This window comes from Pseudomonas sp. Irchel 3A7, assembly GCF_900187565.1.
Classification (GTDB): domain Bacteria; phylum Pseudomonadota; class Gammaproteobacteria; order Pseudomonadales; family Pseudomonadaceae; genus Aquipseudomonas.
Map to the genome: position 1 here is coordinate 120,641 of NZ_FYED01000016.1, position 23,101 is coordinate 143,741.

The 23,101-nt window shown below is 55.2% G+C and carries 20 protein-coding genes; all 20 read left to right on the forward strand.

The window, feature by feature from the left end; genetic code table 11:
* Window positions 1-90: 90 nt before the first annotated feature.
* The 20 genes from mtnA to CKW21_RS24730 all read left to right on the forward strand — a co-directional run bounded on the left by mtnA (window position 91) and on the right by CKW21_RS24730 (window position 23,017).
* Window positions 91-1,167: an S-methyl-5-thioribose-1-phosphate isomerase gene (mtnA, locus tag CKW21_RS24635; protein WP_095196487.1), complete on the forward strand. Its 1,077-nt coding sequence runs from the start codon at window positions 91-93 to the stop codon at window positions 1,165-1,167.
* Window positions 1,168-1,593: 426 nt separating this feature from the next.
* Window positions 1,594-4,263: a DNA gyrase subunit A gene (gene gyrA / locus CKW21_RS24640; RefSeq protein ID WP_095196488.1), complete on the forward strand. Its 2,670-nt coding sequence runs from the start codon at window positions 1,594-1,596 to the stop codon at window positions 4,261-4,263.
* Window positions 4,264-4,513: 250 nt separating this feature from the next.
* Complete coding sequence (gene serC / locus CKW21_RS24645; RefSeq protein WP_095196489.1) at window positions 4,514-5,599, forward strand: 3-phosphoserine/phosphohydroxythreonine transaminase; 1,086 nt, start codon at window positions 4,514-4,516, stop codon at window positions 5,597-5,599.
* Complete coding sequence (pheA, locus tag CKW21_RS24650) at window positions 5,599-6,693, forward strand: prephenate dehydratase (RefSeq protein ID WP_095196490.1); 1,095 nt, start codon at window positions 5,599-5,601, stop codon at window positions 6,691-6,693. The genes serC and pheA overlap by 1 nt, the downstream gene beginning before the upstream one ends.
* Before the next feature lie 12 nt (window positions 6,694-6,705).
* Window positions 6,706-7,818: a histidinol-phosphate transaminase gene (gene hisC, locus CKW21_RS24655; RefSeq protein WP_095196491.1), complete on the forward strand. Its 1,113-nt coding sequence runs from the start codon at window positions 6,706-6,708 to the stop codon at window positions 7,816-7,818.
* A gap of 28 nt (window positions 7,819-7,846) precedes the next feature.
* On the forward strand, window positions 7,847-10,054 hold the full coding sequence (locus tag CKW21_RS24660; protein WP_256590332.1) for a bifunctional prephenate dehydrogenase/3-phosphoshikimate 1-carboxyvinyltransferase: 2,208 nt from the start codon (window positions 7,847-7,849) through the stop codon (window positions 10,052-10,054).
* A complete protein-coding gene (gene cmk, locus CKW21_RS24665; RefSeq protein ID WP_077047283.1) occupies window positions 10,051-10,740 on the forward strand; it encodes a (d)CMP kinase in 690 nt (229 codons plus the stop codon). Before CKW21_RS24660 ends, cmk begins: the two co-directional genes overlap by 4 nt.
* Before the next feature lie 119 nt (window positions 10,741-10,859).
* On the forward strand, window positions 10,860-12,554 hold the full coding sequence (rpsA, locus tag CKW21_RS24670; protein WP_047527094.1) for a 30S ribosomal protein S1: 1,695 nt from the start codon (window positions 10,860-10,862) through the stop codon (window positions 12,552-12,554).
* A gap of 218 nt (window positions 12,555-12,772) precedes the next feature.
* Window positions 12,773-13,051, forward strand: a complete 279-nt coding sequence (locus CKW21_RS24675) for a hypothetical protein (RefSeq protein WP_095196493.1) — start codon at window positions 12,773-12,775, stop codon at window positions 13,049-13,051.
* Between the two features lie 140 nt (window positions 13,052-13,191).
* Entirely contained in the window at window positions 13,192-13,488 is a 297-nt protein-coding gene (gene ihfB, locus CKW21_RS24680) for an integration host factor subunit beta (RefSeq protein WP_007899751.1), read from the forward strand.
* A 27-nt stretch (window positions 13,489-13,515) separates the two neighbouring features.
* On the forward strand, window positions 13,516-13,755 hold the full coding sequence (locus CKW21_RS24685) for a LapA family protein (protein ID WP_095196494.1): 240 nt from the start codon (window positions 13,516-13,518) through the stop codon (window positions 13,753-13,755).
* A gap of 223 nt (window positions 13,756-13,978) precedes the next feature.
* Window positions 13,979-15,055: a dTDP-glucose 4,6-dehydratase gene (rfbB, locus tag CKW21_RS24690; protein ID WP_095196495.1), complete on the forward strand. Its 1,077-nt coding sequence runs from the start codon at window positions 13,979-13,981 to the stop codon at window positions 15,053-15,055.
* Window positions 15,052-15,945, forward strand: a complete 894-nt coding sequence (gene rfbD, locus CKW21_RS24695) for a dTDP-4-dehydrorhamnose reductase (RefSeq protein ID WP_095196496.1) — start codon at window positions 15,052-15,054, stop codon at window positions 15,943-15,945. The genes rfbB and rfbD overlap by 4 nt, the downstream gene beginning before the upstream one ends.
* Window positions 15,942-16,832 (forward strand): glucose-1-phosphate thymidylyltransferase RfbA, encoded by an 891-nt coding sequence (gene rfbA / locus CKW21_RS24700; RefSeq protein ID WP_095196497.1) that lies wholly within the window; start codon window positions 15,942-15,944, stop codon window positions 16,830-16,832. The genes rfbD and rfbA overlap by 4 nt, the downstream gene beginning before the upstream one ends.
* A 44-nt stretch (window positions 16,833-16,876) precedes the next feature.
* Window positions 16,877-17,800, forward strand: a complete 924-nt coding sequence (locus tag CKW21_RS24705) for a glycosyltransferase (protein ID WP_095196498.1) — start codon at window positions 16,877-16,879, stop codon at window positions 17,798-17,800.
* On the forward strand, window positions 17,797-18,759 hold the full coding sequence (locus CKW21_RS24710; RefSeq protein ID WP_095196499.1) for an SDR family oxidoreductase: 963 nt from the start codon (window positions 17,797-17,799) through the stop codon (window positions 18,757-18,759). The genes CKW21_RS24705 and CKW21_RS24710 overlap by 4 nt, the downstream gene beginning before the upstream one ends.
* The gene (locus tag CKW21_RS24715) at window positions 18,756-19,772 is read left to right on the forward strand and encodes a glycosyltransferase family 4 protein (RefSeq protein ID WP_095196500.1); all 1,017 of its coding nucleotides are present in this window, start codon (window positions 18,756-18,758) and stop codon (window positions 19,770-19,772) included. The genes CKW21_RS24710 and CKW21_RS24715 overlap by 4 nt, the downstream gene beginning before the upstream one ends.
* Before the next feature lie 569 nt (window positions 19,773-20,341).
* Complete coding sequence (locus CKW21_RS24720; RefSeq protein WP_095196501.1) at window positions 20,342-21,121, forward strand: ABC transporter permease; 780 nt, start codon at window positions 20,342-20,344, stop codon at window positions 21,119-21,121.
* A 5-nt stretch (window positions 21,122-21,126) separates the two neighbouring features.
* The gene (locus CKW21_RS24725) at window positions 21,127-21,870 is read left to right on the forward strand and encodes an ABC transporter ATP-binding protein (protein WP_170948717.1); all 744 of its coding nucleotides are present in this window, start codon (window positions 21,127-21,129) and stop codon (window positions 21,868-21,870) included.
* 4 nt (window positions 21,871-21,874) lie between these two features.
* On the forward strand, window positions 21,875-23,017 hold the full coding sequence (locus tag CKW21_RS24730) for a DegT/DnrJ/EryC1/StrS aminotransferase family protein (protein WP_095196503.1): 1,143 nt from the start codon (window positions 21,875-21,877) through the stop codon (window positions 23,015-23,017).
* Window positions 23,018-23,101 lie beyond the last annotated feature (84 nt).

A 23,101-nucleotide genomic window follows, 5' to 3' on the forward strand; every position in this document is an offset into this window, starting at 1 on the left:
CTTTTGTAAAGGATGGCGAAGTATACCCGAGCGTCTTCGCGGGGGGATCGCTATAATCGACGGCTTTTGTTCATGAGTGCGGGGTGTGGGATGCGCGATCGACTGTTGGCTGCGGAGAAGGTGAAGGCCATCGATTGGCGTGATGGTGCCCTGTATCTGCTGGATCAGCGTATTTTGCCGTTCGAGGAAACCTGGATTGCCTACACCAGCGCAGCTGGCGTGGCCGAGGCAATTCGCTCGATGGTGGTGCGCGGCGCACCGGCAATTGGCATCAGCGCGGCCTATGGCATCGTGCTGGCAGCCCGCGCCCGGATTGCTGAAGGGGGCGACTGGTACGCCGCGCTGGAGGAGGATTTCGCGCTGCTCGCCGATTCCCGCCCCACTGCGGTCAATCTGTTCTGGGCCTTGAATCGCATGCATGACCGGCTGGATCGCCTGAAAGGCAATGCCGATCCGCTGGCGGTGCTGGAGGCCGAGGCCATCGCCATTCATGAAAGTGATCGCGAAGCCAACCTGACCATGGCGCAACTGGGTGTCGATCTGATCCGCAAGCATCAGGGCAACGCCCAGGCGATCCTGACCCATTGCAACACGGGTGCGCTGGCCACTGGTGGCTTCGGTACGGCGCTGGGGGTGATTCGCGGGGCGTTCATCGAGGGTATGGTCGAGCGTGTCTACGCTGACGAAACCCGTCCATGGCTGCAAGGCTCACGGCTGACGGCCTGGGAGCTGGCCAACGAAGGCATCCCGGTGACCCTCAATGCCGATTCCGCCGCGGCCCATATCATGAAAACCAAGGGCATTACCTGGGTGATCGTGGGTGCGGACCGGATCACGGCCAATGGCGACGTGGCGAACAAGATCGGCACCTATCAATTGGCGGTCAACGCCATGCACCACGGTGTGCGTTTCATGGTGGTGGCGCCGAGTTCAACCATCGACATGAACCTGGCCAGCGGCGACGACATTCCGATCGAAGAGCGCGATGGCCGTGAGTTGCTTGAGGTCGGCGGCAAGCGGGTCGGGGCTGAGGTCGATGCGTTCAACCCGGTGTTCGACGTGACGCCTGCGGATCTGATCGATGCCATCGTCACTGAAAAAGGCATCGTCGAGCGGCCGGACACGGCGAAAATGGCGCAGTTGATGTGTCGCAAGCGTCTGCACTGATCATCTCTGGCGCCTGATAAATAGCTATCGCGGGCAAGCCCGCTCCCACAGGTTTTGTGAGCGCCACCGATCCCTGTGGGAGCGGGCTTGCCCGCGAAGAGGCCCTAAAAGTCAACAAATCAGCCCGAATCAGACCTGGTTTCTTCATTCAACCCGGCTCTAAGCCCCTCTGATCCCCTTCAAGCCTGCCATCAGTCAACTAACTACACTCCATGCGCATCTGGGGGATAGGTGCGTGGCGGCTCTTGTGATAACATCCGGCGGTTTCCAGGGTTGCCCGATGGGGCGACCTTTACTGCGCAGATCCATGGCATAACTCGTTGATTTGTCGTAAGTCGGTGCATGGCACTCAGCCTGCAGCGGCGAGCTTCGTTCGTCCCATATGGATGTGACGAGGTTTCACCAGAAAAAGGAATCAGGCTTCTCATGGGCGAACTGGCCAAAGAAATCCTCCCGGTCAATATCGAAGACGAGCTGAAGCAGTCCTACCTCGACTACGCGATGAGCGTAATTGTCGGGCGGGCACTGCCGGATGCGCGCGACGGCTTGAAGCCCGTGCACCGGCGTGTGCTGTTCGCGATGAGCGAGCTGGGTAACGACTTCAACAAGCCGTACAAGAAATCTGCCCGTGTTGTCGGTGACGTGATCGGTAAGTATCACCCGCACGGTGATACCGCGGTGTACGACACCATCGTTCGGATGGCGCAGCCATTCTCGCTGCGTTACCTGCTGGTCGACGGTCAGGGCAACTTCGGTTCGGTGGACGGCGACAACGCCGCGGCCATGCGATACACCGAAGTGCGCATGACCAAGCTGGCGCACGAGCTGCTGGCTGACCTGCACAAGGAAACCGTGGACTGGGTGCCAAACTACGACGGCACCGAAATGATCCCGGCGGTCATGCCGACCCGTATTCCCAATCTGTTGGTCAACGGCTCCAGCGGTATCGCCGTGGGCATGGCGACCAACATTCCGCCGCACAACCTCGGTGAAGTCATCGACGGTTGCCTGGCGCTCATCGACAACCCCGAGCTGACTGTCGACGAGCTGATGCAATACATCCCCGGTCCGGACTTCCCGACCGCCGCGATCATCAACGGTCGCGCCGGCATCATCGAGGCCTACCGCACCGGTCGCGGCCGTATTTACATGCGTGCCCGCTCGATCATCGAAGACATCGACAAGGTCGGTGGTCGTCAGCAGATCGTCATCACCGAACTCCCTTACCAGCTGAACAAGGCACGTCTGATCGAGAAGATCGCCGAGCTGGTCAAAGAGAAGAAGCTCGAAGGCATCACCGAACTGCGCGACGAGTCCGACAAGGACGGTATGCGCGTCGTGATCGAGCTGCGCCGCGGCGAAGTGCCGGAGGTGATCCTCAACAACCTCTACGCCCAGACCCAGCTGCAAGCCGTGTTCGGTATCAACATCGTCGCGCTGATCGACGGCCGCCCGCGGATCCTGAACCTCAAGGACCTGCTGGAAGCCTTCGTCCGTCACCGTCGCGAAGTCGTGACCCGTCGTACCGTGTTCGAACTGCGCAAGGCGCGTGAGCGTGGACACATTCTGGAAGGTCAGGCAGTTGCCCTGTCGAACATCGACCCGGTCATCGCCCTGATCAAAGCCTCGCCAACGCCATCGGAAGCCAAGGAAGCGCTGGTCAGCACCCCTTGGGAGTCCTCGGCCGTGGTGGCGATGGTCGAGCGTGCCGGTGCCGATTCGTGCCGTCCGGAAAACCTCGATCCGCAATATGGCCTGCGCGACGGCAAGTACTTCCTGTCGCCGGAACAGGCGCAAGCCATTCTGGAACTGCGTCTGCACCGTCTGACCGGTCTGGAACACGAAAAACTGCTGGCCGAGTATCAAGAGATCCTCAACCAGATCGGCGAGCTGATCCGCATCCTCAACAGCGCCACGCGCCTGATGGAAGTGATCCGCGAAGAGCTGGAAGTGATCCGCGCCGAGTACGGCGATGTACGTCGCACCGAAATCCTCGACGCCCGTCTCGACCTGACCCTGGGCGACATGATTCCGGAAGAAGACCGTGTCGTGACCATTTCCCACGGTGGCTACGCCAAGTCCCAGCCGCTGGCTGCGTACCAGGCCCAGCGTCGTGGCGGTAAAGGCAAGTCGGCCACCGGCGTCAAGGATGAGGACTACATCGCTCACCTGCTGGTTGCCAACAGCCACACCACGCTGCTGCTGTTCTCCAGCAAGGGCAAGGTCTACTGGCTGAAAACCTACGAAATCCCTGAAGCATCCCGTGCGGCCCGTGGTCGTCCGCTGGTCAACCTGCTGCCGCTGGATGACGGTGAATACATCACCACTATGCTGCCGGTCGAGGAATACACCGAAGGTCACTACATCTTCATGGCTACCGCCAACGGTACCGTGAAGAAGACCCCGCTGGAATCCTTCAGCCGTCAGCGCAGCGTCGGTCTGATCGCGCTGGAACTGGACGAAGGCGACGTGCTGATTTCTGCCGCGATCACCGATGGCGAACGTGAAGTCATGTTGTTCTCCGATGGCGGCAAGGTGACGCGCTTCAAGGAATCCGACGTTCGCGCCATGGGCCGTACCGCTCGCGGTGTGCGCGGCATGCGTCTGCCGGAAGGCCAGAAGCTGATTTCCATGCTGATCCCGGAAGAAGGCAGCCAGATCCTCACCGCTTCCGAGCGTGGTTACGGCAAGCGTACGGCGATCACCGAGTTCCCTGAGTACAAGCGTGGCGGCCAGGGCGTTATCGCCATGGTCAGCAACGAGCGTAACGGCCGTCTGGTCGGCGCGGTACAGGTGCTGGACGGCGAGGAGATCATGCTGATTTCCGATCAGGGCACCCTGGTGCGTACCCGTGTCGATGAAGTTTCCAGCCTGGGCCGTAACACCCAGGGTGTGACCCTGATCAAATTGGCCAAGGATGAAACCCTGGTCGGCCTTGAGCGGGTTCAGGAACCGTCGGAAGTCGAGGGTGAAGAGCTCGAAGGTGAAGGTTTTGAAGGTGAAGAGGGTGCCGGGTTTGTCGGTGAGGTCGTGAACGACGACGCCGCCGAAGACCAGCAACTCGACGCCGCTGCTGACGAAGAGCCACAAGAGTAAGTGGACATGAGGGGGCGGATGAAAATTCGCCCCCTTGTTGTTTGTCCGTACGGAAAATGTCGACACCCATGGATATCCCCTGTGGGAGCGAGCCTGCTCGCGAAGCAGGCGCCGCGGTATCTCTGAAACACCGCGGTGAAGCATTCGCGAGCAGGCTCGCTCCCACAGGTTGTCTGCTTCAGCAGGGACCCTGTGTCGATTGATAATGTGATTTATTGCGTGATACCACCAAATCAGAGCGAGATTGGATGTGAGCAAGAGAGCCTATAACTTCTGCGCCGGTCCTGCGGCGCTTCCCGAAGCTGTCCTGCAGCGCGCCCAGGGTGAACTCCTCGACTGGCACGGCAAGGGCCTGTCGGTCATGGAAATGAGCCATCGCAGTGATGAGTTCGTGTCCATTGCCACCAAGGCCGAGCAGGATCTGCGTGATCTGCTGAATATCCCCTCGAACTATAAAGTGCTGTTCCTGCAAGGCGGCGCCAGCCAGCAATTTGCCCAGATTCCGCTGAACCTGCTGCCCGAAGGTGGCTCTGCCGACTATATCGACACCGGTATCTGGTCCCAGAAAGCCATTGAAGAAGCGTCGCGCTACGGCCACGTCAACGTTGCCGCTACCGCCAAGCCCTACGACTATTTCGCCATCCCCGGCCAGAACGAGTGGAAGCTGTCCAAGGACGCGGCCTACGTTCACTACGCGCCGAACGAAACCATCGGCGGCCTGGAATTCCAGTGGATCCCGGAAACCGGTGATGTTCCGCTGGTGGCCGACATGTCGTCGGACATTCTTTCGCGCCCGACGGATGTCTCGCGCTTCGGCATGATCTACGCCGGCGCCCAGAAAAACATCGGCCCGAGCGGCATCGTGGTCAACATCGTTCGCGAAGACCTGCTCGGTCACGCCCGTTCCCTGTGCCCGACCATGCTCAACTACAAGATCGCGGCCGATAACGGCTCGATGTACAACACTCCGCCGACCCTGGCCTGGTACCTGTCCGGCCTGGTATTCGAGTGGCTGAAAGAACAGGGCGGTGTCGAAGCCATCGGCAAGCTCAATGAAGTGAAGCAGCGCACGCTCTACGACTTCATCGATGCCAGCGGTCTCTACAGCAACCCGATCAACAAGTCGGACCGCTCGTGGATGAACGTGCCGTTCCGCCTGGCGGATGATCGTCTGGACAAGCCGTTCCTGGCGGGCGCCGACGAACGTGGCCTGCTGAACCTCAAGGGTCACCGTTCCGTGGGCGGCATGCGCGCTTCCATCTATAACGCCGTCGACATCAACGCGATCAACGCGCTGGTGGCGTACATGGCAGAGTTCGAGAAGGAACACGGCTAATGTCTGAGCAAGAACTCAAGGCACTGCGCCTGCGCATTGATGCCCTGGACGAGAAAGTCCTGGAGCTGATCAGTGAGCGTGCGCGCTGCGCCCAGGAAGTCGCGCGAGTAAAGATGGCCTCGCTGGCCGAAGGCGAAGTGCCGGTGTTCTATCGTCCTGAGCGTGAAGCTCAGGTGCTCAAGCGCGTCATGGAGCGCAACCAGGGACCGCTGGGCAACGAAGAGATGGCGCGGTTGTTCCGTGAAATCATGTCCTCGTGCCTGGCCCTCGAGCAGCCGTTGAAAGTGGCTTACCTCGGCCCGGAAGGCACCTTCACCCAGGCGGCGGCCCTGAAGCACTTTGGTCACGCGGTGATCAGCAAGCCGATGGCGGCGATCGACGAAGTGTTCCGTGAAGTGGCGGCCGGTGCGGTGAACTTTGGCGTGGTTCCGGTGGAAAACTCCACCGAGGGCGCGGTCAACCACACCCTCGACAGCTTCCTCGAACACGACATGGTGATCTGCGGTGAAGTCGAGCTGCGGATTCACCACCACCTGTTGGTCGGTGAAAACACCAAGACCGACAGCATCAGTCGTATCTACTCCCACGCCCAGTCCCTGGCCCAGTGCCGCAAGTGGCTGGATGCGCATTACCCGAATGTCGAGCGCGTGGCGGTGTCCAGCAACGCCGAAGCGGCCAAGCGGGTCAAGGGCGAGTGGAACTCGGCGGCGATTGCCGGCGACATGGCGGCCGGTTTGTACGGGTTGACCCGCCTGGCCGAGAAAATCGAGGACCGTCCGGATAACTCCACGCGTTTCCTCATGATCGGCAACCAGGAAGTCCCGTCGACCGGCGACGACAAGACCTCGATCATCGTTTCCATGAGCAACAAACCCGGTGCGCTCCATGAGTTGCTGGTGCCGTTCCATGATAACGGCATCGACCTGACGCGAATCGAGACCCGTCCGTCGCGCAGCGGTAAATGGACCTACGTGTTCTTCATCGACTTTGTCGGCCACCACCGCGATCCGCTGGTAAAAGGTGTGCTGGAAAAGATCAGTCAGGAAGCAGTAGCACTCAAAGTGCTGGGTTCCTACCCGAAAGCAGTTCTCTAAGGGCGGTAGCAAATGAGTGGCAATTTCCTCGCTCTGGCACAGCCGGGCGTGCAACAACTTTCGCCTTACGTTCCAGGCAAGCCCGTGGACGAACTGGCGCGCGAGCTGGATATTGATCCGGCCAGCATCGTCAAACTGGCGAGCAACGAAAACCCGCTGGGCGCCAGCCCCAAGGCATTGGCGGCCATCCGCGAAGAGCTGGCCGAGTTGACCCGCTATCCTGACGGCAACGGGTTCGCGCTCAAGACCCTGCTGGCTGAGCAATGCCGTGTCGAGCTTAATCAGGTGACCTTGGGCAACGGCTCCAATGACATCCTTGAATTGGTTGCGCGTGCCTATCTGGCGCCAGGCCTGAATGCGGTGTTCAGCGAACATGCGTTTGCGGTCTATCCGATCGTGACTCAGGCGGTGGGTGCCCAGGCCAAGGTGATCCCGGCCAAAAACTGGGGTCATGACCTGCCGGCGATGCTCGCGGCGATCGATGCCAATACCCGTGTGGTGTTCATCGCCAACCCGAATAACCCGACCGGGACCTGGTTTGATACCGAGGCACTGGACGAATTCCTGCAGGACGTTCCGGAGCACGTGCTGGTGGTGCTGGACGAGGCTTACATTGAGTACGCCGAAGGCAGCGACTTGCCGGACGGCCTGGATTTCCTGGCTGCCTACCCGAATCTGCTGGTTTCGCGCACCTTCTCCAAGGCTTATGGTTTGGCGGCGCTGCGTGTCGGTTATGGCTTGTCCACCGCCGTGGTCGCCGACGTGCTGAACCGCGTGCGTCAGCCATTCAACGTCAATAGCCTGGCCCTGGCCGCTGCCTGCGCCGCACTGCAGGACGCCGAGTACCTGGCTGAAAGCCGTCGCCTGAACGAAGCCGGCATGCAACAACTGGAAGCGGGTTTCCGTGAGTTGGGGTTGAGCTGGATTCCTTCCAAAGGCAACTTCATTTGTGTCGATGTCGGGCGCGAAGCCGCTCCCGTGTTCCAGGGCTTGCTGCGCGAAGGCGTGATCGTGCGTCCGGTGGCCAACTACGGCCTGCCGAATCACTTGCGCATCACCATTGGACTGCCAGCGGAAAACAGCCGCTTCCTTGAGGCGCTGACCAAGGTTCTGGCTCGTGGTTGATGTCACTGCGTTGCAATCTGCTGAACCTATGATCGGGCGCCTGGTGGTGGTCGGTCTGGGGTTGATCGGCGGTTCGTTTGCCAAGGGTTTGCGTGAAAGTGGCCTGTGCCACGAAGTGGTCGGGGTCGATCTCGATCCGCAGTCGCGCAAGCTGGCGGTTGAGCTGGGCGTGGTGGATCGCTGTGAAGACGACCTGGCAGTGGCTTGCCAGGGTGCCGACGTTATCCAGTTGGCGGTGCCGATCCTCGCCATGGAAAAACTGCTGGCTCGGCTGGCAGGCATGAATCTGGGTGGGGCGATCCTGACCGACGTCGGCAGTGCCAAGGGTAATGTCGTGCGTGCCGCTACCGAAGCGTTTGGCGGCATGCCGTCGCGTTTCGTGCCGGGGCACCCGATTGCCGGTTCCGAGCAGAGTGGGGTGGAAGCCTCCAATGCCGAGCTGTTTCGCCGTCATAAAGTGATTCTGACGCCGCTGGACCAGACCGATCCGACAGCCTTGGCAGTGGTCGACCGCTTGTGGCGCGAATTGGGCGCCGATGTCGAGCACATGCAGGTCGAGCGCCACGATGAAGTGTTGGCGGCAACCAGCCATTTGCCGCACTTGCTGGCGTTCGGCTTGGTCGATTCATTGGCCAAGCGCAATGAAAACCTTGAGATCTTCCGTTACGCTGCGGGCGGTTTCCGCGATTTCACAAGAATCGCCGGAAGCGACCCGGTGATGTGGCACGACATTTTCCTCGCTAACCGCGAGGCTGTCCTGCGCACACTCGATACATTTCGCAGCGACCTCGACGCCTTGCGCGACGCGGTCGATGCAGGGGATGGGCACCAATTGTTGGGCGTTTTCACTCGCGCCCGGGTTGCCCGCGAGCATTTCAGTAAAATCCTGGCCCGCAGGGCCTATGTGGACGCTATGAATTCCAACGATCTGATTTTCCTGGCTCAACCTGGTGGCCGCCTGTCCGGTCGGATTCGCGTACCGGGTGACAAATCGATTTCCCACCGTTCGATCATGCTTGGCTCCCTGGCCGAAGGCGTCACCGAAGTGGAAGGTTTCCTCGAGGGCGAAGACGCCCTGGCGACGCTTCAGGCTTTCCGTGACATGGGCGTCGTGATTGAAGGTCCGCACCACGGTCGCGTGACCATTCACGGCGTCGGCCTGCATGGCCTGAAGCCTGCGCCGGGTCCGATCTATCTGGGCAACTCGGGTACTTCGATGCGCCTGCTGTCCGGCCTGCTGGCCGCGCAGAACTTCGATAGCACCCTGACCGGCGACGCTTCGCTGTCCAAGCGCCCGATGAATCGCGTGGCCAATCCACTGCGTGAAATGGGTGCCGTGATCGAAACCGCTGCAGAAGGTCGTCCACCGATGACCATCCGGGGCGGCAACAAGCTCAAAGGCCTGACCTACACCATGCCAATGGCCAGTGCCCAGGTTAAATCCTGCCTGCTGCTGGCGGGTCTGTACGCCGATGGCAAAACCACCGTGACCGAGCCTGCCCCGACCCGTGACCATACCGAGCGCATGCTGCGCGGTTTCGGCTACCCGGTCACCGTCAATGGCGCTACCGCGTCGGTCGAATCCGGCAACAAGCTGACGGCGACCCACATCGAAGTGCCGGGCGACATCTCGTCGTCGGCGTTCTTCCTGGTGGCCGCATCGATCGCCGAAGGTTCGGAGCTGGTGCTCGAACACGTCGGCATCAACCCGACCCGCACCGGGGTGATCGACATCCTGCGTCTGATGGGCGCTGACATCACCCTGGAAAACCAGCGTGAAGTCGGCGGCGAGCCGGTGGCTGACCTGCGTGTGCGGGCAGCTAAACTCAAAGGTATCGAGATTCCGGAAGAACTGGTGCCATTGGCCATCGACGAATTCCCGGTGCTGTTCGTGGCTGCCGCCTGCGCTGAAGGGCGTACCGTGCTGCGTGGCGCCGAAGAGCTGCGGGTCAAGGAATCGGACCGTATCCAGGTCATGGCGGATGGTCTGCTGGCGCTGGGCGTCAAGTGCGAACCGACGCCGGACGGCATCATTATCGATGGCGGCCTGATCGGTGGCGGCGAAGTGCACGGTCACGGCGATCACCGGATTGCCATGGCGTTCAGTGTTGCCTCGCTGCGTGCCTCTGCGCCGATCCGCATCCATGATTGCGCCAACGTCGCGACGTCGTTTCCCAACTTCCTCGCGCTGTGCGCGCAGGTCGGTATTCGCGTTGCCCAAGAGGCTCAGTCGTGAAAAACATTGCACCGGTCATCACCATTGATGGGCCAAGCGGCTCCGGAAAAGGCACCGTCGCCGGGATACTGGCCAAGCGCCTGGGCTGGAACCTGCTGGACTCCGGTGCGCTTTATCGGTTGCTGGCGTTCGCCGCGCATAACCATGGCGTCGACCTGACCAATGAAGAGTTGCTGAAAAAACTGGCCGCTCATCTGGATGTGCAGTTCATTGCGGCGACCGACGGTCAGTTGCAGCGCATCATTCTGGAAGGCGACGAAGTCAGCGACGTGATCCGTACGGAAAGCGTCGGTTCGGGTGCCTCCCAGGTGGCTGCATTGCCTGCGGTGCGCGAGGCGCTGCTGCAGCGCCAGCGCGCCTTTCAAGAGGCGCCGGGCCTGGTGGCCGATGGGCGTGACATGGGCACGGTGGTTTTTCCGGATGCGCCGCTGAAGATTTTCCTCACTGCCAGTGCCGAGGAGCGTGCGCGCCGTCGATACTTGCAGTTGAAGGGCAAAGTCGATGGTGTTAGTCTGTCGAGTCTGCTAGATGAGATACGTGCGCGCGATGAGCGTGACACCCAGCGAGCGGTAGCCCCGCTCAAGCCGGCGGCTGACGCCATACAGCTGGATTCCACGGAATTATCCATCGACCAGGTGCTGGAACGCATCATGAGCGAGATCGCCATTCGCGATATCGCCGGGTGACCAAGAGGGCCGCAGGGGACCAGTCATAGTCCTGTGGCGCTTCTTTTAAATGAAACTAACCCACATCGTCTGGGATGTGGAGATGGGCGTATTCTTCGCCCTCATCAACAGGAATTAAAATGAGCGAAAGCTTTGCGGAACTCTTTGAAGAAAGCCTAAAGACCCTGAACCTTCAGGCAGGCTCCATCATCACCGGTGTTATCGTTGATATCGATTACCAGGCTCGCTGGGTAACCGTTCACGCTGGCCTGAAGTCCGAAGCACTGATCCCGCTGGAGCAGTTCTACAACGACGCTGGCGAACTGAACATCAACGTCGGTGACGAAGTTCACGTTGCTCTGGACTCGGTTGAAGACGGTTTCGGTGAAACCAAGCTGTCCCGTGAAAAAGCCAAGCGCGCTGAATGCTGGATCGTTCTGGAAGCAGCCTTCGCAGCCGAAGAAGTGGTCAAGGGCGTTATCAACGGTAAGGTTAAAGGCGGCTTCACTGTCGACGTTAACGGCATCCGTGCGTTCCTGCCAGGTTCTCTGGTTGACGTCCGTCCAGTGCGCGACACCACGCACCTGGAAGGCAAAGAGCTGGAATTCAAGGTCATCAAACTCGACCAGAAGCGCAACAACGTTGTCGTTTCCCGTCGCAGCGTCCTGGAAGCCGAGAACTCCGCCGAGCGCGAAGCTCTGCTGGAATCCCTGCAGGAAGGCCAACAAGTCAAAGGTATCGTCAAGAACCTCACCGATTACGGCGCATTCGTCGATCTGGGTGGCGTCGATGGCCTGCTGCACATTACCGATATGGCTTGGAAGCGTATCAAGCATCCTTCCGAAATCGTCAACGTTGGCGACGAGATCGATGTCAAGGTTCTGAAGTACGATCGCGAGCGCAATCGTGTTTCCCTGGGCCTCAAGCAACTGGGCGAAGATCCATGGGTTGCTATCAAAGCCCGTTACCCAGAAAGCACTCGCGTTACCGCTCGTGTAACCAACCTGACCGACTACGGCTGCTTCGCTGAGCTGGAAGAAGGCGTTGAAGGTCTGGTACACGTTTCCGAAATGGACTGGACCAACAAGAACATCCACCCTTCGAAAGTCGTACAAGTCGGCGACGAAGTGGAAGTTATGGTTCTGGACATCGACGAAGAGCGTCGTCGTATCTCCCTGGGCATCAAGCAGTGCAAGTCGAACCCATGGGAAGACTTCTCTGGCCAGTTCAACAAGGGCGATAAAATCTCCGGCACCATCAAGTCGATCACCGATTTCGGTATCTTCATTGGTCTGGACGGCGGCATCGACGGTCTGGTTCACCTGTCCGACATCTCCTGGAACGAAGTGGGCGAAGAAGCCGTACGCCGCTTCAAGAAGGGCGACGAGCTGGACACCGTTATCCTGTCGGTTGACCCAGAGCGCGAGCGCATCTCCCTGGGTATCAAGCAACTGGAAAGCGATCCGTTCTCCGAGTACGTTCAAGAGAACGACAAAGGCGCCATCGTTAAAGGCATCGTGAAGGAAGTTGACGCTAAAGGCGCCATCATCACTCTGGCCGACGATATCGAAGCAACTCTGAAAGCCTCCGAAATCAGCCGTGACCGCGTTGAAGATGCGCGTAACGTTCTGAAAGAAGGCGAAGAAGTAGAAGCCAAGATCATCAGCGTTGACCGCAAGAGCCGTGTAATCCAGCTCTCGATCAAGTCGAAAGACGTTGAAGACGAAAAAGAAGCCATCCAGAGCCTGCGCGACAAGCCAGTAGCTACGGATGCTCCAGTAGCCACCACTCTGGGTGACCTGCTGCGTGCTGCACAAGCGGAAAAACAGAACTAAGTTCTGACTTTCTGTAAAAAAGGGCGACTTCGGTCGCCCTTTTTTGTGCCTGGAATTTGACCGGGGTCTTAGGGTGTATGGCCTGGCTTCGGTTGAGCTTGAAACAAATGGCCGTTAAAGGATGTCTCTTTCTTTAACGGGATCAATCGCTTAATTACAGCTAGTCTTTATTCTGAAGCGAACGGCGGTCGGGCTGAGCGCCTGGCATAAGGAAGTGAATGAACAAGCTCATTGTAGCGATAGCAGTACTGACGCTGGCGGGATGTGCCACCAGTGCCAAGACTCACGCAGTACGCGGGGGCAGTGGTATTGAGGTTGATTGTTCGGGGCTGGGGTCGGGTTGGGATAAGTGCCGCAAGCGAGCGGCGAAGGAGTGCAAGGGGAGTGGCTACAAGGTTGTGACAAGGTCTGATGATGCCAAGGATGAAGATGATTTTCCTTTCGGCTTCAATCCGGCGGGATACATGACGCGCACCATGCTGGTTATATGCAGGTGAACGCTATGGCTCGCCGGCCTGAAAACCGGGTATTGCGCGGTGTGCAGGGGGATGTCAAAAGTTGGACTGTTCAAATTCGTTGGGGCATGCTAAAACCGTGGGAGCGATTTTCCTAGCTGCTTGAAAAAGAAGGGAAAAATATGACGAAGTCGGAGTTGATCGAACGAATTGTCACCCATCAAGGGCTGCTCTCATCCAAGGATGTGGAGCTGGCCATCAAGACCATGCTTGAGCAAATGTCCCAATGTCTGGCCACCGGTGATCGCATCGAGATCCGCGGTTTTGGCAGCTTCTCTCTGCACTATCGCGCACCGCGCGTAGGGCGCAATCCAAAAACCGGTCAGTCCGTCAGTCTCGACGGCAAGTTCGTGCCACATTTCAAGCCAGGCAAAGAACTGCGCGACCGTGTGAACGAGGAAGAAGAGGAAGGGCTTTGATCGTCGCCACTCTACAAGGAGCCGCTCATGCGTAACCTCAAGCGCGTATTGATCGCGGTATTCGTCCTGTTGCTGGTTCTGGCGATCCTGGCGTTCGTTCTAGAGAATCAGCAATCCGTTACCCTGCTATTCCTGGGCTGGGCCGGGCCGCAACTGCCAGTGTCGCTGGTTTTGGTTGCTGCGTTGCTCGTTGGTATGGTGATCGGGCCGATTATTAGCTGGGCTCTGGGACGTACGTACAGAGTCTCACGCAAGCGTCTTCTCTGAGTGCGCCATCGTGGGGGAGGCGTACTAAACTTTAGCCACAGCTTATCTTTATCCATTAGTAAAACCTTCATTAAGCTGTAAAATGCTGCGCTGGTCCGATGAGGCATGTTTCTGCATCGGTTCAGACTGGCTCTGGCAGAAGCCGGCTTAATGGCTTTAGCACTCATGGATTAGACAGCGCTCGGTTGGCGGCCCTGTCAGTAACTTAAGGGTATGGTTTCGCGTGAAAATTCTAGTAACCGGCGGTGCCGGATTTATCGGCTCGGCAGTCATCCGTCATATCGTCTCCAACACCACCGACTCTGTCGTTAACGTCGATAAGCTGACATATGCCGGTAACCTTGAGTCGTTGGCCGAAGTTAGCCAGAACTCGCGTTATGCATTCGAACGTGTTGACATCTGCGACCGTGACCAGATCGACCGTGTCCTGCGTGAACACCAACCAGATGCAATCATGCACTTGGCCGCAGAGTCTCATGTCGACCGCTCTATCTCCGGGCCATCTGAATTCATTCAGACAAACATCATCGGTACCTACACTCTGCTGGAAGCCGCACGCCACTATTGGACGGCGCTGGACGATACGCGTAAAGCCAACTTCCGCTTCCACCATATTTCGACTGATGAAGTTTACGGAGACCTCGAAGGTCCGGAAGATCTCTTCACCGAAACCACGCCGTATCAGCCGAGTTCTCCCTATTCCGCCAGCAAGGCCAGTTCCGATCACCTGGTTCGCGCCTGGGCTCGCACCTATGGCTTACCAACCCTGGTCACGAACTGCTCGAACAACTACGGTCCGTGCCACTTCCCCGAGAAGTTGATCCCGCTGATCATCCTCAATGCGCTGGAAGGCAAACCGCTGCCGGTCTATGGCAAAGGAAATCAGGTTCGTGACTGGTTGTACGTCGAGGATCACGCTCGCGCGCTGTACAAGGTCGTAACCGAAGGCGTTATCGGCGAGACGTACAACATCGGCGGTCATAACGAAAAGCAAAATATCGAAGTCGTGCATACCCTGTGCGCGCTGCTCGACGAACTGCGTCCAGACTCCGCTCATCGCCCACACGCCAGCCTGATCACTTACGTTCAGGATCGTCCGGGTCACGATCAGCGTTACGCCATCGACGCCAGTAAAATCCAGCGTGAGCTGGGCTGGACCCCGGAAGAAACGTTCGAAACCGGTATTCGCAAGACGGTCGAATGGTACCTCAACAACGCTGAATGGGTTGCCCACGTCAAGAGCGGTAGCTACCAACAGTGGATTGATCAGAACTACGCAGGTCGTTCAAACAAGGCATGAAAATTCTCCTGCTCGGAAAAAATGGCCAGGTGGGTTGGGAGTTGCAACGCTCCTTGGCACCATTAGGTGAATTGATAGCTTTGGATCGTCACTCTGTCGATGGCGTGTGCGGAAACGTAGCGGACCTGGACTCATTACGTACAACTATCCGTTTGATTAAGCCGGACGTCATTGTCAATGCTGCTGCTTACAATGCGGTAGATAAAGCCGAGTCCGAGACGGTGCTTGCCGATCTTATAAATGCTCAGGCAAGTCGCGTGATGGCTGAAGAGGCATTATCCCTGAATGCTTGGCTGATTCACTACTCTACTGACTATGTGTTCAGTGGTCAGGGCAGTATTCCGTGGCAGGAAACTGATGCTGTTGCGCCGGTCAATCACTACGGGGTCAGTAAGCTTGCTGGTGAGCAGGCGATTGCCGCCTCAGGGTGCAAGTATTTGATCTTTCGTACCAGTTGGGTGTTTTCCGCTCGCGGCAAGAACTTCGCCAAGACTATGTTGCGGTTGGCCGGAGAGCGCGAAACTCTGACGGTTATCACCGATCAGATTGGTGCGCCGACAAGTGCCGAATTAATAGCAGATGTTACCGCTCATGCCGTGGTGCAGGTTAAGCAGCGTCCGGAGTTGGCCGGCATTTATCATCTTGTCGCCGGTGGTGAAGTTTCCTGGCATGGCTATGCTTCACATGTGATCGACATTGCACGCAAATGTGGTGAGCAACTGGTCGTGAAAGTGATCAATCCAATCAATACCAGCGCTTATCCAGCTCCGGCACGCCGACCACTGAACTCACGTCTGAATACTCAGAAACTGCGTGACACTTTTTCACTGCGTTTGCCGGATTGGCAAAGTGGCGTAAACCGAATGCTTATGGAAGTTTTCAATAAATGAACAAGATCAATCGCAAAGGAATCATTCTGGCGGGTGGTTCGGGGACTCGCTTGCATCCGCTGACTTTGGGTGTTTCAAAGCAAATGTTACCAATTTACGACAAGCCGATGATCTTTTATCCGCTGTCGGTGCTGATGCTCGCAGGTATGCGCGAAATCTTGATCATCTCCACTCCGGATGATCTGCCCAACTTCCGTAAGCTGCTGGGGGACGGCAGTTTGTACGGCATTCAGTTGACCTATGCGGAGCAACCTAGTCCTGATGGGCTTGCCCAGGCTTTCATCATCGGCGAAGAGTTTATTGGCGAGGATCCTTGCTGCCTGATCTTGGGAGATAACATTTTCTATGGGCAGCATTTCTCTGAAAATTTGCGCTCTGCCAGCAACCAGGAGCGTGGTGCGACTGTGTTCGGTTACCACGTCTCGGACCCGGAGCGCTTTGGTGTGGTTGAGTTCGATGCCTCGGGTCGGGCACTGAGCATCGAAGAGAAACCGCTCAAGCCTAAGTCCAATTACGCCGTAACCGGCCTGTATTTCTATGACAATCAGGTTGTAAAAATCGCCAAGAGTATAAAGCCGTCCGAACGCGGCGAGCTGGAAATTACAGACGTCAACCGTGCTTATCTGGAGCAAAACATCCTCAACGTCGAGATGCTCGGTCGCGGCTTTGCCTGGCTGGATACCGGGACCCATGACTCGTTGCTTGAAGCGAGCCATTTTGTACATACCATTGAACACCGTCAGGGTCTGAAAGTGGCGTGCCTGGAGGAGATCGCATACAACAGTGGTTGGATCACGGCCGAGCAATTAGGTACTCAAGCAGAAGCTCTGAAAAAAACCGGTTACGGTCAGTATCTGCGAAAGTTACTGGACTCGGATTCTCTCTAAATCGAGAGGAAATCCAGCATTCGATCCATGCAAGCAGGAATGGCATGCCAGTAGAAAATCCCAAGGTCGCAGTATTGCTGGCTGCCTATAACGGAATGCAGTGGATCGAGGAGCAAATTGTCTCGATCTTCGCCCAAACAGCAGTAGATGTTACCCTATATATCAGTATTGATCCTTCGACTGATGGCACCGAAGCCTGGTGCGCAGCTTATGCTGTCAAGCATCCAGGTATCATTTTGCTACCGGATTCCGGTCGCTTCGGTGGAGCATCCCGTAACTTCTTCAGGCTACTTCGAGATGTCGACGTCGAAAGTTACGACTTTGTCGCCTTAGCTGATCAGGATGACATCTGGCATACCGACAAATTGCAGCGTGCAACCCAAAGTCTTACATCTCGCGGGGTTGATGCTTATTCCAGTAATGTCACGGCATTCTGGCCGGACGGTGGAACATTGCTGTTGGACAAGGCACAGCCCCAGGTTGAATGGGATTATCTGTTTGAGGCCGCAGGTCCGGGCTGTACCTATGTCATGAGTAAGCAGCTGGTCGGCTCATTGAAGTCTGCAATGCTAGCAAACTGGCATCAACTGCAAGGTGTCAGTCTTCATGACTGGTATTTCTATGCCTTCGCTCGCAGCCATGGTTTTCTCTGGTTTATCGACCCGGTGCCAACCATGGAATATCGTCAGCATGAACGTAACCAAGTCGGCGCCAATACCGGCCTAAGCCCAATGATGGCTCGATATAAAACCATTCATGACGGTTGGTGGTTTGGTCAAGTGCAGCTTATAGCGACTTTGGTAGAGCCGAAGAGAAAACCCGTGGGCATGGATTGGCCGCTATCCCGGCGAACACAACTGATGAAACTATCCTTCAGCGCCTGGCAATGCAGGCGTCGGGTGCGGGACAAGATTCTCTTCTTTTTTATCTGTTGGGCCACCGCGTTGATAGGAAAAAAAGCTCGATGACAGTCCCAAAGGTATTGGTCACAGGGGCGAGCGGGTTTGTTGGCGAGGCGTTGGTCTTCAGGTTGTTGGTGGATAAAAAATTCATACCTGTTGCAGCTGCGCGTGGGACCACCAGGGTGCAGGGCTTGTGTGCTGTCGTCCCCTTAAACCTCAATGATCCTCAAGGTCTTCCTGCGCTGAATGACATTCGGGTGGTTGTGCACGCTGCTGCCCGGGTTCACGTGATGAATGAAACTGCCACTGACGCCTTGGCCGAGTTTCGCAAGGTCAACGTGGAGGGGACTCTCCGGCTGGCAAAGCTTGCCGCAGACTCTGGAGTCAAACGCTTTATCTTTATCAGTTCGATCAAAGTCAACGGCGAAAGCACTCCACCAGGCAGGCCGTTCAAAGCGGATGACGCACCGGCCCCAAGGGACCCTTATGGAGTGTCCAAATACGAGGCCGAGCAAGCGCTGAAACAACTTGCCAGTGAAACTGGCATGGAGGTAGTTATTATTCGGCCTCCTTTGGTTTATGGGGCCGGAGTCAAAGCCAATTTTTTGAGTATGTTGCGCTGGCTCAACAAGGGAATTCCGTTGCCCTTTGGTGCCATTCGCAATCAGCGAAGTCTGGTAGCAATCGACAACCTTGCGGATCTTATCGTTACTTGTATAGATCATCCTGCCGCGGCAAACCAGATCTTTCTCGTGAGTGACGGTCATGACCTATCTACAACCCAAATGCTACTTCGCTTGGCAAATGCACTCCATCAGAAGCCTCGGCTCTTGCCATTGCCTGCATGGCTGTTAGTGCTGCTGGCTAAACTCCTGAACAAAGGAGCTGTCGCCCAACGTATCTGCGGGTCATTGCAGGTAGACATCAGCAAAAATCGGGAATTACTGGGGTGGGTTCCGCCCGTAAATATAGACAGAGCCATGCGCCGAACCGCGGGCCACTTCCAGGACGCGCAAATAAAATGATTTTTTCGTGGTTGCTGTTGGCAATACTCGCTGTTTCCTGCGGGTTGACGTTGGTGTTGCGTCGATATGCCCTGAGAAAGAGTTTGATGGACATTCCCAATGAGCGTAGCTCTCATACAGTGCCTACACCGCGAGGGGGAGGAGTAGCTATTGTAGTCTCATTTGCTCTGGCGCTTCCCATCCTGATAAACCAGGGATATACGGAGGCTGCTGCTGCTTACGGTTTGCTGGGCTCCGGATTGTTTGTTGCGGTTATAGGTTTCGCTGATGACCATGGCCACATCGCGGCAAGATGGAGGCTACTAGGACATTTTATTGCTGCAGCATGGGCAATCTACTTTTTAAGTGGTCTTCCTGCGATTGAGTTCTTTGGTAGCGCGTTCAATTTAGGATGGTTCGGCCACATCCTGGCTGCAATTTACATAGTGTGGATGCTCAATCTCTATAATTTTATGGATGGCATCGACGGGTTAGCCAGCGTTCAAGCGATTAGCGTGTGTCTGGGCATGTGCCTGGTTTATTGGTTTAGTGGTAATGGCGAATTGATCTGGGCTCCCTTGATTCTGGTAGCGGCAGTCGCAGGTTTTCTTTGGTGGAATTTTCCCCCGGCAAAGATTTTTATGGGGGATGCGGGTAGTGGATTTCTCGGGGTGGTGTTGGCCACCCTGTCCATAGTTGCAGCGTGGGTTGACCCGAATTTACTCTGGTGCTGGCTGATATTACTTGGTGTCTTTATTGTGGATGCGACCTGGACACTGGCCCGGAGGCTGTTGCGGGGGGAAAAAGTTTATCAGGCGCACCGTAGTCACGCTTATCAGAATGCGTCTAGAGTGTATTCAAGCCACAAAGCTGTGACTTTAGGGGTTCTGGCCTTGAATGCCTTTTGGTTGCTTCCCATTTCAATGGTAGTGATGTTCGGTGGTTTAAGTGGAGGGGTTGGATTGATTGTGGCCTACCTACCCCTGATCTTCTTAAGTTGGGTTCTTAAAGGTGGCGCGGTGGAGGCTGGCTAATTAGAGGCAGAAAGCGCCTGACGTGTCGATTAAGGTGTTTTGCTGGCTACAGGCCATGATGTGAGTTGTTTCGTAGCCTGTCCTTCGGCTTAGGGGAGCCATTAGCGACGCGGGTAGCTGCAATACGAAAACCTCATCCGCGCGGGGGCTGAAAGTCCTGAGGTTTCAAGAATCAGGAGCAGGTGGTCTAGTGAGGTGATCGACGGGGTAGGTCAAGGGTTGCGCTTTCTCCGAGTGTCAGGTTTCATTAAGCCTCTGCCTGCTGGTATGCTACCGGTGGTTGAGAATAGTTGTTCTGAATTTCGCTGGCGGGAGCGGTGAATTGGGTAGGCTATGTGTATCTCAAGCAGAGCAGAAGGCGGTTGTAACCCAAGGCAAGTCAGTTTCTTGAATTAAAATTTTTGGAGTATGGGGGGGCTGGTTATTATGGGTTGCGATTTTATAGGTTCGAAATAGGTATTAATATTGTGATGTTTTAAATTTAAGTGAATTGGTTGGCCGCCTGTTGAAAGAGGCTGGCTTCTTTTGAGTGATAAAGTAATCTGGCCCGTGGCCATGGATAAAATATTGTGTTTAGTGTTTTTTTCAAAGAGCTCTTCCAATACAATCTAGTGCTTAAGCAGTTGATTTGGCAGCAGCTTACGATGCGTTATAGGCGGACTGCGCTAGGGGCCTTCTGGACATTGCTGAATCCCCTGTTGACCATGGTCGTAACCTCGATCGTGTTTTCAATGATTATGAGATGGCCGCTCAAGACCTTTGCGGTTTTTCTATTTTCCGGTCTTGTACCCTATACATTGTTTTCCAACTGCCTTTCGCAAGGCATGCAGGCACTGCTTAATAATGAATCTTTAATAAAGAAAATACATATTCCCAAGCAGATTTTTGTTATTTCTATTTCGGTAAGTCTGCTTGTTGATGCGATCTTCAGTACGTTGTGTCTGTTTATAATTGCGCTCGCAATCGGTGCTCCACTTACGTTTTCTCTTTTTATTCTTCCAGTCAATTTTTTACTATTGTTTTGTTTTGCTCTGGGATTGGCGTTGATGCTGAGCATAGCAACAGTGTCGTTTCGTGATTTGCCGAATATCATAGCTGTCGTGTTGCAGGCGGCGTACTACTTGACCCCCATTATTTACCCGGTGACGATTGTTCCTGAGGAATATAGATGGCTGTTTTCACTGAATCCTCTCACTTGGTTCGTCGAGATTTTCCGCCATCCTCTCTATGAAGGCGGGTTAGCGTCGATTGAGGTTTATGGGCAGGTAACAGCATTGGCACTTATCAGCATGATTTTGGGTGTTTATACATTCAAAAAACATGATCGATACATCGTCTATAAATTGTGACCGATATGAATTCAAGTATTACGATAGAAAATCTGACGCTCAACTTTCGTTTGTATCACGACAAGGGGCAGTCTTTAAAAGAGTTTTTCGCTGGGCTGTTAAAACGACGAAAAAAAGCTAAGTATTCTGAGTTTTGTGCTCTTAAAAATATCAATCTCGAAATAGCTCACGGTGATAGGGTCGGGATTGTAGGGCACAACGGCGCAGGTAAGAGCACATTATTAAAAGCTATTTGTGGTATTTACTATGCATCGGAAGGTGCTGTAAAAGTAAATGGTCGGATTGCACCTTTGTTGGAAATTGGCGCCGGATTCAATATTGAGTTGAGTGGTCGTGAGAATATTTATCTCAATGGCGCCATTCTCGGGTATAGCAAGGCAAAGCTCAAGGAAATTGAACTTGAGATTATAGAATTTACAGGTTTGGCTGAGTTTATTGATACGCCAGTCAAATATTATTCGACTGGTATGTATATGCGATTGGCCTTTGCAATCGCCACGGCTGTGCATCCGGATATTCTTATCCTGGATGAGCTTTTTGCGGGCGGTGATGCCGAATTTATCGACAAAGCGCTTGCGCGTATGCATGAATTTATTGATAAGTCGAGTATAATGGTGTTTGTGTCTCACCAGCCAGAACTGCTGCGGCGTCTCTGTAATAGGGTGATTTGGATTGATCACGGTAACGTCGTCGCTGATGGTGATCCAAATGTGGTTATAAATAATTATTTGACTAATAGTTTGGGGTGATATTGTGGCTGTTCAATTATTTGTTCCGAATTTCAGAGTAGATGAATGTCTTGAAGGGATTCGAGAGTGTCTTGAAAAAGGCTGGACAGGACTTGGCTTCAAGACTATTCAATTTGAAGATTCCTGGAAAGAGTATACTGGCCTGCCGCATGCTCACTTTCTGAGTTCAAACACTGTCGGCCTGCATCTGGCTTTCCATATGATGAAAGCCAAGTATGGTTGGTCTGACGATGCCGAAGTCATTACGACACCATTAACTTTCGTTTCGACAAACCACGCGATTCTTGAAGCAAAACTCACCCCGGTATTTGCCGATGTCGATGAGTCTCTCTGCCTTGATCCAGTTGATGTTGAGAAGAAAATCACCGATAAAACAAAGGCTCTAATCTTTGTTGGGCTGGGTGGTAATACTGGTCAATACGACAAAGTACTCAAGCTCTGTAAAGATCGTGGCATCAAAGTTGTGCTTGATGCTGCGCATATGTCGGGAACTCGAGTTGATGGTAAGCACATTGGCCATGATGCCGACGTAACTGTCTTCAGTTTCCAAGCTGTGAAAAACCTGGCTACAGCTGACTCTGGGATGATTTGCTTTGCTGACGCTGAAGATGATGCTCATGCCCGTAAGCTGACATGGCTTGGCATCAATAAGGATACTTATGCTCGCACTGCCAGTCAGGGCGCTTATAAGTGGATGTATGATGTTGAGGAGTTAGGCTTTAAATACCATGGTAACTCAATCATGGCAGCCATTGGCCTTGTCTCCTTGAAATATCTTGATCGGGACAATGCTTATCGTCGTCAACTGGCAGCATGGTACCAGGAGGGGCTGGAAGAGGACGAGTTGATCCGTATCGTCCAAGTAGCACCAGGATGCGAGTCTTCCCGCCATCTGTTCCAGGTTCGTGTTGCAAAGCGTGACGAAGTGTTAATGGCCCTGAATGAGAATGAGATATATCCTGGGGTGCATTATCGTGATAATACCGAGTATAAGCTTTATAGCTTCGGTGCTGGCACGTGCCCTGTGGCGCATGAGATAAGTAAAGAACTTATTTCTTTGCCAATGCACATGGGCGTTACCAAGCAGGATGTTGATTTCATTGTCTCTAAGCTTAAGGAAATCGTCAGAATTAGCGTCGATTCTTAAGTTGTGATTTGAAATGCTCCAGTCACTGTACTTCAGTGCTGGAGCGTTTTATGGGGTAAGTGGTAAACCGCTAATTATTCTGGC

What these genes read in the sequence shown, in the direction of transcription:
- mtnA (WP_095196487.1), top strand. Translation starts at nt 91, where the DNA reads ATGCGCGATCGACTGTTGGCTGCGGAGAAGGTGAAGGCCATCGATTGG.
- gyrA (WP_095196488.1), top strand. Translation starts at nt 1,594, where the DNA reads ATGGGCGAACTGGCCAAAGAAATCCTCCCGGTCAATATCGAAGACGAG.
- pheA (WP_095196490.1), top strand. Translation starts at nt 5,599, where the DNA reads ATGTCTGAGCAAGAACTCAAGGCACTGCGCCTGCGCATTGATGCCCTG.
- hisC (WP_095196491.1), top strand. Translation starts at nt 6,706, where the DNA reads ATGAGTGGCAATTTCCTCGCTCTGGCACAGCCGGGCGTGCAACAACTT.
- CKW21_RS24660 (WP_256590332.1), top strand. Translation starts at nt 7,847, where the DNA reads ATGATCGGGCGCCTGGTGGTGGTCGGTCTGGGGTTGATCGGCGGTTCG.
- rpsA (WP_047527094.1), top strand. Translation starts at nt 10,860, where the DNA reads ATGAGCGAAAGCTTTGCGGAACTCTTTGAAGAAAGCCTAAAGACCCTG.
- CKW21_RS24675 (WP_095196493.1), top strand. Translation starts at nt 12,773, where the DNA reads ATGAACAAGCTCATTGTAGCGATAGCAGTACTGACGCTGGCGGGATGT.
- ihfB (WP_007899751.1), top strand. Translation starts at nt 13,192, where the DNA reads ATGACGAAGTCGGAGTTGATCGAACGAATTGTCACCCATCAAGGGCTG.
- CKW21_RS24685 (WP_095196494.1), top strand. Translation starts at nt 13,516, where the DNA reads ATGCGTAACCTCAAGCGCGTATTGATCGCGGTATTCGTCCTGTTGCTG.
- rfbD (WP_095196496.1), top strand. Translation starts at nt 15,052, where the DNA reads ATGAAAATTCTCCTGCTCGGAAAAAATGGCCAGGTGGGTTGGGAGTTG.
- rfbA (WP_095196497.1), top strand. Translation starts at nt 15,942, where the DNA reads ATGAACAAGATCAATCGCAAAGGAATCATTCTGGCGGGTGGTTCGGGG.
- CKW21_RS24705 (WP_095196498.1), top strand. Translation starts at nt 16,877, where the DNA reads ATGCCAGTAGAAAATCCCAAGGTCGCAGTATTGCTGGCTGCCTATAAC.
- CKW21_RS24710 (WP_095196499.1), top strand. Translation starts at nt 17,797, where the DNA reads ATGACAGTCCCAAAGGTATTGGTCACAGGGGCGAGCGGGTTTGTTGGC.
- CKW21_RS24715 (WP_095196500.1), top strand. Translation starts at nt 18,756, where the DNA reads ATGATTTTTTCGTGGTTGCTGTTGGCAATACTCGCTGTTTCCTGCGGG.
- CKW21_RS24725 (WP_170948717.1), top strand. Translation starts at nt 21,127, where the DNA reads ATGAATTCAAGTATTACGATAGAAAATCTGACGCTCAACTTTCGTTTG.